General features: G+C 61.3%; 12 protein-coding genes and 1 pseudogene. 7 read left to right on the forward strand and 6 right to left on the reverse strand.

The features are described 5' to 3' along the window. Positions 1–209: 209 nt before the first annotated feature. The gene (locus EN884_RS11410) at positions 210–983 is read right to left on the reverse strand and encodes an HAD-IIA family hydrolase (protein ID WP_063170771.1); all 774 of its coding nucleotides are present in this window, start codon (positions 981–983) and stop codon (positions 210–212) included. A 380-nt stretch (positions 984–1,363) separates the two neighbouring features. Here EN884_RS11410 and EN884_RS11415 point away from each other — a divergent pair, with 380 nt between their 5' ends. Then, positions 1,364–1,630 (forward strand): DUF982 domain-containing protein, encoded by a 267-nt coding sequence (locus EN884_RS11415; protein ID WP_015314855.1) that lies wholly within the window; start codon positions 1,364–1,366, stop codon positions 1,628–1,630. Continuing rightward, positions 1,617–1,844 (forward strand): hypothetical protein, encoded by a 228-nt coding sequence (locus EN884_RS11420; protein ID WP_063170770.1) that lies wholly within the window; start codon positions 1,617–1,619, stop codon positions 1,842–1,844. The genes EN884_RS11415 and EN884_RS11420 overlap by 14 nt, the downstream gene beginning before the upstream one ends. A gap of 8 nt (positions 1,845–1,852) precedes the next feature. On the opposite strand, the gene EN884_RS11425 is transcribed toward EN884_RS11420, so the two are convergent. The 4 genes from EN884_RS11425 to EN884_RS11440 form a co-directional block, all read right to left on the reverse strand. Continuing rightward, the gene (locus tag EN884_RS11425; RefSeq protein ID WP_063170769.1) at positions 1,853–2,104 is read right to left on the reverse strand and encodes a hypothetical protein; all 252 of its coding nucleotides are present in this window, start codon (positions 2,102–2,104) and stop codon (positions 1,853–1,855) included. 3 nt (positions 2,105–2,107) lie between these two features. Further along, on the reverse strand, positions 2,108–2,368 hold the full coding sequence (locus EN884_RS11430) for a hypothetical protein (protein ID WP_063170768.1): 261 nt from the start codon (positions 2,366–2,368) through the stop codon (positions 2,108–2,110). After that, positions 2,369–2,566: a hypothetical protein gene (locus tag EN884_RS11435; protein ID WP_082826783.1), complete on the reverse strand. Its 198-nt coding sequence runs from the start codon at positions 2,564–2,566 to the stop codon at positions 2,369–2,371. Between the two features lie 114 nt (positions 2,567–2,680). Continuing rightward, positions 2,681–3,439 carry a hypothetical protein gene (locus tag EN884_RS11440; RefSeq protein WP_063170767.1) on the reverse strand — a complete coding sequence of 253 codons (759 nt, stop codon included), beginning with the start codon at positions 3,437–3,439 and terminating at the stop codon, positions 2,681–2,683. A gap of 564 nt (positions 3,440–4,003) precedes the next feature. On the opposite strand from EN884_RS11440, the gene EN884_RS11445 reads away from it, so the two are divergent. From EN884_RS11445 to EN884_RS39490, 4 genes and pseudogenes are all read left to right on the forward strand, one after another. After that, the gene (locus EN884_RS11445) at positions 4,004–4,768 is read left to right on the forward strand and encodes an ImuA family protein (protein WP_063170766.1); all 765 of its coding nucleotides are present in this window, start codon (positions 4,004–4,006) and stop codon (positions 4,766–4,768) included. Next, positions 4,680–6,203 (forward strand): DUF6504 family protein, encoded by a 1,524-nt coding sequence (locus tag EN884_RS11450; RefSeq protein WP_063170765.1) that lies wholly within the window; start codon positions 4,680–4,682, stop codon positions 6,201–6,203. The genes EN884_RS11445 and EN884_RS11450 overlap by 89 nt, the downstream gene beginning before the upstream one ends. Beyond that, positions 6,200–9,469 carry an error-prone DNA polymerase gene (locus EN884_RS11455; protein ID WP_063170764.1) on the forward strand — a complete coding sequence of 1,090 codons (3,270 nt, stop codon included), beginning with the start codon at positions 6,200–6,202 and terminating at the stop codon, positions 9,467–9,469. The genes EN884_RS11450 and EN884_RS11455 overlap by 4 nt, the downstream gene beginning before the upstream one ends. A gap of 198 nt (positions 9,470–9,667) precedes the next feature. Next, positions 9,668–9,814: pseudogene (locus tag EN884_RS39490) on the forward strand (transcription elongation factor); the annotation flags it as partial. Here the strand turns inward: EN884_RS39490 and EN884_RS39495 are convergent. Continuing rightward, positions 9,805–10,044 (reverse strand): hypothetical protein, encoded by a 240-nt coding sequence (locus EN884_RS39495; RefSeq protein WP_244514435.1) that lies wholly within the window; start codon positions 10,042–10,044, stop codon positions 9,805–9,807. The pseudogene EN884_RS39490 and the gene EN884_RS39495 sit on opposite strands and share 10 nt — an antisense overlap. Positions 10,045–10,158: 114 nt before the next feature. Here EN884_RS39495 and EN884_RS11470 point away from each other — a divergent pair, with 114 nt between their 5' ends. Continuing rightward, positions 10,159–10,863, forward strand: coding sequence for a PIN domain-containing protein (locus EN884_RS11470; protein WP_127224722.1), 705 nt, complete (start codon positions 10,159–10,161; stop codon positions 10,861–10,863). Positions 10,864–10,911 lie beyond the last annotated feature (48 nt).

The raw sequence follows: 10,911 nt of genomic DNA on the forward strand, positions 1-10,911 counted from the left end.
CTATTGAGGGGGCGCTCTTCTGCTATCGGAGGCACGCGGCTTAGTGCAAAACTTTCCAATTTCGAGACAGAGGTTAGCCGATGCCGTCCGAAGGCGGGGGTTGCAGGTTCGAATCCTGTCGGGTGCGCTCGACGGGTCCGGGACAACGGAAGCCCACAAAGAGATTGCGACCGACCGGGTAGGCACCAGTGCGCGTCGTTTCCACATGTTCATTCCTTTTTGAGGATCTCGCCAAGATCGGCGAGGCGGTCGATCACGTGGTCCGGTCTGAATGGAAATCGCTCCATGTCAGCCCGCGTGCTCACCCCAGTAAGAACAAGGGCTGTCTTCAGACCCGATTCCAATCCGGCGACAACGTCCGTATCCATTCTGTCTCCGACCATGATCGTATCGGCTGCGCTAACTCCTAGGCGGTCGAGCGCGCTTCGCATCATGAACGGGTTCGGTTTGCCGACGAAATAGGGCTGACGGCCGGTAGCCTTTTCGATCAGGGCTGCGACCGCGCCGCAGGCCGGATGGAAGCCGCGCTCGGTCGGGCCGGTGGCATCCGGATTGGTGGCGAGAAACCACGCGCCCTTTGCCACAAGCTCGGCGCCGGCGGCGATCTGCTCATAGTGGTACGAAGTGGTGTCGCCGAGGACCACGAAATCCGGGGCAAACTGCGTGATCCGACAGCCTGCGTGCCGAAGGGCCTCGACCAGTCCGTTGTCGCCGATGACATACGCGGATGATCCGGGCTTTTGCAGCTCCACGAACCGCGCAGTGGCGAGCGCCGATGTGTAGATGTGCTCAGGCTGAACGAGGAAGCCAACCGCCCTCAAACGTTCGGCATGATCCTCCGGCGTGAAGCGGGAGTTATTGGTGAAGATCTGAAACGGCTTGCCGTTTGAGACCAGCCCGGCGACATAGTCGATCGAGCCTGCAATCGGCTGGCCGCCGCGGACTAAAACCCCGTCCATATCGAGCAGGTGCGCTACGATCATCAGACTTCGACCCCTGATGTTGTTGGATGGACGCATGGCATAAGTCGGTTCTGGGTCACGTGCGTTGTTCCCTTTTCCAGATGTTTGCGCGGGCAATGTACGCACCGAGAGCAGTGTGGGAACGGCATGGGATCGCTGGTGGGGCAATTAGGACATTGCGGCGTGCAAAAGGGTCCATCGCACGGCCCGAATGTCCCTTAACTGATCCTTCCCTGCTGACAGATCTTGCCGACCGGGCGATGGAGGATGCAGCCAAGGTCGGTATTTCGCGATCATGGTCGCAGCCGTCGCCAACAGTGCGGGCGGCATTCCGGGGTGCCACGCGGAACTGAATCGCGCGCCGATGCTTGAATCGGGTTCGAGTAGCTCTGGGTGGCGTGATGCAAGACAAGCGTTTCGATATGCCCGTTTCGGTCGCGTTAGGCCGGTCGGGCAACACTATCTACAAGGTTGAGCGCGTGGCGCAGGCGGCCGATGTGCTTCTCAATCGTTGGCCGGCGGTGACGGGGAAAAGCCATGTGGCCGCTCGAAGGGCCTGCCTGGCGGTCTTGGACGGGATCAAAGAAGCCAGCGTGGCAAGGGCGGCGTTCGTGAAGGCCGCGGCTGACGCAGACATCTTGCGCGAGGACGATTATGGCCGTGGCTAAGAAGGATCAGGAGCGCGTCGGATATGCCTGGCTCTATGGGGTGCAAGCGCGCAAGGACGGAAGGGAGCGGGTCGTGCCGGAGTTCTGGAGGGAATATGCCGACGCCTGGTTGCAGGGCTTCGATGGCCAGTCCATCCAGGGTGCCGGCAAGGCCGAGCCCGTCGGCGATCAGATGGAAGCGGAGGTCGATGAAGCTGGGGTCAGCAAACTGTAGCTAACAGGCTAGAGCGGCTTGCCGGCGCGTACCATAGCTCGTGCGATCGCGAGCTCGGCTTCCGTCTTGGCATTCTCTTTCTGGGTCATGTTGTCGGCGGCAATGAGCCGCTTCAGCGCCCGCAATGTCTCACCCCGCGTCCAGCCCACCTCCAACATGCAATCGAGGATCGCCTGAAAGCCGGGCTCCATGGCCTCCTGGCAGTCTAGCGCGCGGTCCGCGTAGTCATGGTCATCCTGGTGTCTGGGCGAATCGATCATTCTTCACTCCATGTCCGGCACTTCGCCGTTGGTGAACAGCACTGTCGGCGGCCCATAGTCGCCAAGCGCCGGGTCGGCGTCGCGACTCCATGCTATGACACCGACGTGGTTTGAAGCCAGCGCCTTTGCCGTGCGGATCGCGCGGTCTTCGCTTTGCTGGTCGGTCGGGCCGTATGCGGTGAACAGGTCGCCATCCTCGCCGCGGTCGAACGCGACGACAACGATCAGCTTCGGCTTTTTCTGATCTGGCACATCGTCGGACACTCAGTGCGTCCTGCCGGAGCGGAGATGCATCTCGATCTTGTTGATTGCCTTGGTGAGGACATCGACAGCCTGCAGATTGACGGCGAAATCGAAGTTACCTTGCACCGTTTCGAATATCAGAACGCCGACCTTGGTCTCGGCGTCGCTCATCATGCCCATTCCAATGCCGGTCGGCATATAGGGTGGTTTTTCTGACATGGTCTCTCTCCTCAGATGCGGTGTGGGCTTGTCGGCAGTTCGGCCATCCGGCCGTGCGAACTGAAGTGGCCAAGCGCGATCGACAGATGATGGCGGCCATGAACCCGCTCACCACTATTCGAAATGCATCGACTGGCCGCGCATCATCGCCAGGGTCAGTGCGATTGCAGGATTTGCAGGCGGCTTCTCCATAAGCAAGGAACCGTCGAAGTCGCGCCACGCCGCCATGCGCAATTCGTCATCATCATCATCCCCGGCTGCCGGGTTGAAGACGTGAGCGTCGCAAGGATCTCGCTCAACCTCGATCGTCCAGTCCTTGAGCGCCTTGCGGGCCATTTCTTCCACCTGGGCAAGGTCGCTGGTGAAGAAGGGGATACGGTCGCCATCTTCCGAAAGCGGCTCGACCCGATCCAGCGTCGGCCGCTCGGGCACCCAACCAAGAACGAAGGCAATATCGAAATCAATCTGGCGGTCCGGGCCAGCTGTGACCTCAAGCCGTTTGACGACGTCAGGATAGAGCTGTTTGCGCGCCGGCCACGTGTCCGGAAGCGCCTCGGCTTGCAATCTCGTTCGGGGAACGTCGATCAGTTCCATGACCTGATGGCGCGGAATTGTGTCCTCCGGCCAGCCCGCACAACATGCAATTGTCGCAGCTTCGTCGGCTTCTTCCCAGATTATGGCCGCTCGGTCCTCATCCTCGGTAGGTTTGTCGTCTTCCGGAAAGCCTTTGATATCCCACCCTTCCAACGCGAACAAACCTTCCGCGCCTTGCAAGGCCGTTATGCCGGCTCGCGCGAAAACTGCTTCGGCTGCCGCGACACCGCGTGCCAGTTCTTTGGACGTTGCACCTTCAATGTTCAAGCGAAGTTCCATGGTTCGCCTCCTGTGCCAATCGTGTTGACAGTGAACAAAATAAGAACATTGGAGTCAATAGGCTGTTGCCGACACAAGAATAAGATCTGTCTTTTCAACGCGATAGCCCACTGGACAATGATCGACGCATGATCCCGTTTCCAAGGCAACTGCTTCCATCGCCGATCAAGATGCGGACCGCCGCGGACGGGGACAGTCGGTCCCGCGTCCCGTCCTGCGGCCGGCGCTATGCTGACGCTCCTACGGCTGTCCTGTTAACCGCCCGCGGCGGGGGCGAATGTCCTCCGTCCTGCGCGCGACAATGTCCGCATTTGCGGACGCGCGCAGGACTGCGGTTTATGCGCCGTTTTTCCTTTGGCCGCCGGCAGTCGCCGGCGCGACGCCCAGCGGGCTATCGTGGCCTTCGACCGTATCGTGCTGTCGGTAAACGACTCTATCGGCGTCACCAGGCAGTGGTCGCTCCAAACCTTTCTTCCGCAGCGCCACCTCGCCGTGCCATTGACTCTTTATTAGGAAGAGAACAAATGAGGAACATACCATCGGCATTTCGCGTTCAGGGGACAGATGAGTGCATCGGCGCCAAACGCTGCCATTACCGATCTGCGAGAGCGCATTGCGCGTCTCGAAGGCGGCAATACGCGCGAACGAGCGGTGCTCCCCTTCGGCGTCACTGCCATCGACAGCCATCTGCCAGGGGGCGGTGTGGCTCTTGGCGCGCTCCATGAAGTTGCCGGCGGCGGCAACGGCGTCATCGATGGCGCCGCCGCATCGCTTTTTGCGGCGGGTATTGCGGCCAGAACGCAAGGCAAGGTGCTGTGGTGCGTGACGCGCCAGGATCTGTTTGCGCCGGCAATCGCCCAGGTCGGACTTCACCCCGACCGAGTGATCTATGTCGAAGCCGGTGACGACAAATCCTTGCTCGCCTGCTTCGAGGAAGGTTTGCGGCATGTGGGGCTTGGCGCTGTGGTTGCCGAAGTTGCCCGGCTGTCGATGACGGCCTCGCGACGTTTGCAGCTCGCATCGGAAGGCTCCGGCGCGATGGGCATCGCCATCCGCCGCTGGCGCCGCCAGACCGAAGCCGCCGATTTCGGGCAGCCGACGGCGTCTGTTACGCGCTGGCGGGTTTCTGTCTTGCCGTCGCGACCGCTTCCCGTGCCAGGCGTCGGCCGGGCACGATGGCAACTTGAATTGATCCGATCACGTGGAGGGGAAACGCTCGATATCGAAGTGGAGGCTTGTGATGCAAAGGGTCGTCTCGCTCTTCCTTCCAAGGTGGTCGACCGACCGGCTCAGAAGGAAATTGGGCGACGTCTCGCCGCCACCGGATAGACCCTTGGTGCTGGTCGGGCAGCAAGGCAACCGTCGCTTGGTGGTAGCAACAGATCGCGCGGCTGTGGAAGCGGGCCTGCGGGTGGGAATGCCGGCAACGAAGGCACAGGCGCTCGTTCAGGGGCTGGCGGTCATGGATGCCGAACCCGAGGCAGACGCTGAGGCATTGGAGCGGCTGGCCCTGTGGGCATTGCGGCGGTACGCGCCGATCGTCGCTGTGGATCCTCGGGACGGATTGGTCATGGATACCACAGGCGCCGACCACCTTCATGGCGGCGAACAGTTGATGCTGGCCGATATGGTCGAACGTCTCAGCCAGGTCGGCTTCTCGGCGCGCGCAGCCATAGCGGATAGCTGGGGTGCTGCTTACGCTGTTGCGCGTTACGTCAAGCAGACCGTCAGCGTGGTCGCCATCAACGCAACCCAGGATGCGATTCTTCCACTGCCCATCGCGGCACTGCGGTTGCCCGACGCAATCGTCAGGGGTTTGCAGGTTCTCGGCTTCGACAGGGTAGGCGAGCTTCTGCAGCAGCCGCGCGCGCCACTGACGTTACGCTTCGGGCCGGAACTCGGCCGCCGCCTTGACCAGGCTGCTGGACGCCTCGCCGAGCCGATAGAGCCGGTGCGGTCAGCGGATGTGGTCGAAGTCAAACGTGCCTTTGGCGAGCCGATTGGTGCGGCCGAGACAATCGCGCGCTATGTCGGCAAGCTTGTTCAAGCGCTATGTGCCGAACTGGAGGGCAAAGGCCTCGGCGCACGGCGGCTCGACCTGCTGCTCTACCGCGTCGATAACCGCATCGAAGCCGTTCGCGTCGGCATGGCCTTGCCTGTCCGCGATGTGAAGCGGCTGACGCGGTTGCTCTGCGACAAGATCGAGACGGTCGATCCGGGCTTCGGGATCGAGTTGATGCGCTTGTCCGCACCTGTGGCCGAACCGCTGACACCCAGGCAGACCATTTCGTCACTCATCGAGCAACAGGACGCGGACATCTCAGACCTGATCGACATCCTCGGCAATCGTGTCGGCGAGGAGAGGCTCTATCGGTTTGCCCCGGTGGCCAGCGACGTGCCCGAGCGATCATTCCGGCGGGTGGCCCCCGCCTCAGCCGAAACTGGCCAGGCATGGCCAGACCATTGGCCGCGTCCGGCCCGCTTGTTTGCCGTTCCAGAGCTAATCGAGGCGATAGCGCTACTGCCCGATCATCCGCCGGCGAGCTTTACCTGGAGAGGCATCCGGCGACGGGTCAAGCGCGCCGATGGTCCTGAGCGGGTTTTCGGCGAGTGGTGGAAGCGCGATGCCGAGCTTGCCGCCGTGCGCGACTATTTCCAGGTCGAAGATGAAGCCGGCGAGCGGTTCTGGATCTATCGCGCAGGCGATGGCGAGGATGCCGCGACCGGTTCCCATTTGTGGTTTCTGCACGGCATTTTTGGATGACGGCTTCCTACGTCGAATTGCAATGCACCTCGCATTTCTCCTTCCTTCGCGGCGCTAGCTCCTGCGAGGAATTGTTTGCCCAAGCAGCATGCATGGAGATGCCGGCACTTGCCATCTGTGATCGCAACAGTCTGGCCGGCATTGTCCGCGCGCATGAGGCCGCCAAGGCAACCGGTGTCAGGCTGATCGTCGGTTGCCGGCTGGATCTGGCGGAAGAGATTTCCATCCTGGTCTATCCGACCGATCGCGCGGCTTATTCACGGCTTTGCCGCTTGCTGTCGCTGGGCAAGAAGCGTGGCGGCAAGGCGAAATGCATGCTCCATTGGGCCGACCTTGTCGCCTATGGCGAAGGCCTTGTTGCGGTGCTCGTCCCCGACCAGGCCGACGACACATGCTCGATGTGGCTGCGGCGGCTGCGCGAGGCATTTGGCGATCGGGCTTACATGGCGCTTACGCTGCGGCGCCGTCCCAATGACGCGCTGCGGCTGCACGATCTGTCCAATCTTGCCGGACAGGCCGGCGTGCTAACGGTCGTCACCAATGATGTCCTTTTCCATAAACCATCACGGCGCATTCTGCAGGATATCGTCACCTGCATCCGCCACAATGTCACGATCGATGATGCCGGGTTTCGCCGCGAGCGGCATGCCGACCGCTACCTGAAACCGCCGGACGAAATGGCACGGCTTTTTGGTCGCTACCCCGAGGCGCTTACGCGGACGCTTGAAATCGCCGAGCGTTGCCGGTTCTCATTGGGCGAGCTTGCCTATCAATATCCCGAGGAGCGCATGCTGCCGGGTCTGACACCGCAGCAGGCCTTGGAGAAACTGACATGGGAAGGCGCGAAGGAGCGCTTTCCCGAAGGTGTGCCGGACAAGGTTGTCGGCACGCTCAGGCATGAATTGCAGCTCATCGAGAAGCTGCAATACGCGCCCTATTTTCTGACGGTCAATGCGATCGTTCGCTTTGCCCGCAGTCAGGACATCCTTTGCCAGGGCAGGGGGTCGGCCGCCAACAGCGCCGTCTGTTATGTCCTGGGCATCACGTCGATCGATCCCGACCGCAACGATCTTCTGTTCGAACGCTTCGTCTCGGAAGAGCGCCGCGAGCCACCCGACATCGATGTCGACTTCGAACATGATCGGCGAGAAATCGTCATGCAGTGGGTGTTCGACACCTACGGCCGTGAACACGCGGCTTTGTGCTCTACCGTCATTCGCTATCGCTCCAAAGGCGCCCTGCGCGATGTCGGAAAGGCGCTCGGGCTGCCTGAAGACCTGATCAAGATGCTGTCGTCGCAGGTGTGGGGCTGGTCGGACGAAGGCGTCCAACCCAAGCACGCCGAGGAGCTGAACCTCAATCTCGGCGATCGCCGGCTGCGTCTGGCGCTTGATCTGGCCAGGCAGTTGATCGGCGCGCCGCGGCATTTGTCGCAACATCCCGGTGGTTTCGTCCTGACCCGCGATCGGCTGGACGATCTGGTGCCGATCGAGCCAGCCGCGATGAAGGATCGTCAGGTCATCGAATGGGACAAGGACGACATCGATGCGCTGAAGTTCATGAAGGTCGACGTGTTGGCGCTCGGCATGCTGTCCTGCATGAAGCGTGGCTTCGATCTCCTGTCGCAACACAAGGGCATCACGCTCGATCTCGCAACGATCCCGGCAGAGGATCCGCGCACCTACGCCATGATCCGCAAGGCCGATACGCTGGGCACCTTCCAGATCGAATCCCGCGCCCAAATGTCGATGCTGCCGCGCATCAAGCCGCGGACCTTTTATGACCTGGTGATCGAGGTAGCGATCGTGCGGCCAGGGCCGATCCAGGGCGACATGGTGCATCCCTATCTGCGCCGGCGTGAAGGCAAGGAAGAGGTGGTCTATCCCAAGCCTGAGCTCGAAAAGGTGCTCGGAAAAACGCTGGGCGTGCCGCTGTTCCAGGAACAGGCAATGCGGGTGGCGATCGAATGCGCCGGCTTCACGCCAGGCGAGGCCGATCAGCTGCGCCGCGCCATGGCGACCTTCAAACACACTGGTGGCGTCTCCAGCTTCGGCGCCAAGCTGATCGGCGGCATGGTGAAAAACGGCTATGAGCGCGAGTTCGCCGAAAAGACCTTCAAGCAGCTGGAAGGCTTCGGCAGCTACGGCTTTCCCGAAAGCCATGCCGCGAGCTTCGCGCTGATCGCCTACGCCTCCTCTTGGATGAAATGCCATCACCCCGATGTCTTCTGCGCCGCTCTCCTCAATGCTCAGCCGATGGGCTTCTACGCGCCGGCGCAGATCGTTCGCGATGCCCGCGACCATGGCGTCGAGGTGCGTCCAGTCTGCGTCAACGCTTCACGCTGGGACTGTACGCTGGAGCCCACTGAGCACGAAGAAGATCGGTTTGCCGTTCGCCTCGGCATGCGGATGGTCCGCAGCCTGGCCAATGCCGATGCGGCGACCATTGTCACCACACGAGCCGATCAACCGTTTGTGTCCGTAGACGACCTCTGGCATCGAGCCGGTGTTCCCGCCGCCTCGCTGGTTGAACTCGCCCAGGCCGACGCGTTTCAGCCTTCATTGTCGTTGGCGAGGCGGGAGGCCTTGTGGGCGATCAAGGCCCTACGCGACGAGCCGCTACCGCTGTTTGCTGCCGCCTCCGCGCGCGAGCAGCGGACGGTGCCGGAGATCCAGGAGCCCAGCGTTACGCTGCGTGCCATGACATCAGGCGGCGAGGTCGTCGAAGACTACGGACATGTCGGGCTGACTCTGCGCGAGCATCCTGTTTCGTTCCTGCGCGCCGATCTGCGCCGCAAGCGCATCGTCTCTTGTCGAGAAGCAATGCAGGCGCGTGACCGACAATGGCTGGAGGCGGCCGGGCTCGTGCTGGTTCGCCAACGGCCTGGCTCAGCCAAGGGCGTGATGTTCATCACGATCGAGGACGAGACCGGGATCGCCAACCTGGTTGTGTGGGTCAAGGTGTTCGAAAAATATCGCAGGGTCGTGCTCGGCGCCGGCATGATCGGCGTCCATGGGCGGATTCAGCGCGAAGGCGAGGTGGTCCATCTCGTCGCTCACCGTTTGAGCGATCTTTCCGCCGATCTGGCTAGCGTTGGTGATCGGGATGCTGCCTTCCCCCTGCCGCATGGGCGCGGTGACGAGTTTCATCACGGCAGCCCGACGCCCGACCCGCGCGGACTGCCGAAAGGGCCGCGGCCGAGGAATATCATCGATCCCTATCTGCATATTGACCAGATCAAGGTGAGGACACGGGATTTCAAATAGTTCTGAGCGCGGAAATCGGCTGGGGGTGGCTCTGGCTAGGTTGAGCACTTGAACCTTGAAGACGCAGGCACGCCAGTCTCTTGTTCCTAAGGGCTCGGCCGACAGAGACGTCCCATCATGGACGGGTTCATCATGGACGGCGACCCTGGACATGATGACGCCACCGGCATCCAAGAGTCTGATAGGAGACCCGAACAATTGAGCGTAGCATTTGCTAAGTAGGAAAGTGCAGACGCCGCGTCGGAAACCATCTTGCCGGCTCGCCCTATCTCCGATCGGATTAACCTCGTCACGGAGGCGGGTCTCAGGATGCTGCAGATTGAATTGGCTCGCGCTCAGGTGGCGTGAATCAGGTACTTGAGCAGCGCTACAACCTTGTCGCTAACATCCATATCAAACGGTCGATCGACGACAACATGCACATCGACGCTTGGTCCGTTCCGTGCTTTCTCATCATTGGCACCAGTCCGCAAGACAAGTGGCTGAGGCAGTCGTTCGAACTGTTCAGAGGAAACCAGCGCGAAGTCGTAGTCATCACTTTCGACGAACTGCTCGGCAAATTGAAGGCCGTGCACGAATTCCTTTCGACAAACCCCCTGAGTCCGACCCGAACGACGGCGTTGTCTGATCTAGGTCAGGCCGTTGGTCGCCAGAAGCGGACTCAAGTCGGATGACACGAGCAGGGGCATATGAGATTCACCGAAACCTGTGACAGCATTTGGTCGGCAACGGGAAGGCGCAGCCAGGTAATGACTATACGCATCCTCATAGACAGCAGCGTCTGGTTGGACATCCTAAAGAACGCCCGTCTCGATCCGGTGCTCACCGCGATCGAGGACCTGGTCGCCGTCGAAGCCATTTCGCTGATCATGCCAGAACAGATCGTGTTCGAGTTCGACAGGAACAAGGACAGGGTCAAGGACGCCAGAAAGACCACGCTAGTCGGGACCGTGAAACGTTTTCGCGAAGCGCTGTCGCAGATCGACAGCGAGGCCGAGCGCGAGCAGGCACTGCAGGCTGTCAGCGCCATCGACCACAAGCTGGCGCTCACCGCAGACACCGGTGAGAAGGTGATAACGCGGATCACGGAGTTAATGGCGAAGGCACCAGTGATCGCCGTGACCGACAGCGTTAAGCTGAAGGCCGCCGACCGGTCGCTTACGCGTGCGGCGCCGTGTCACCAGACCAAGAACAGTATCGCCGATGCCATAATCCTCGAGGCTTATCTCGAGGCCATGGCGGCGGACGGCGCGCCGGACAGTCAATTCGTCTTCGTCACGACCAACACCAACGACTTTTCCGCGGTGCCGGCGACAAGCAGATGCCCCACCCCGACCTCGAACCGCACTTCGCCGACCAGAGATCCACCTACTCGACCCAGATCGCCGACGTGATCCGCGATGTCGACGAAAGCATCCTCGACGAGTACACTTTCGGAGATG

Origin of the sequence: Mesorhizobium sp. M7A.F.Ca.AU.001.01.1.1, assembly GCF_004022735.1 — a bacterium.
Taxonomy (GTDB): Bacteria; Pseudomonadota; Alphaproteobacteria; order Rhizobiales; family Rhizobiaceae; genus Mesorhizobium; species Mesorhizobium ciceri.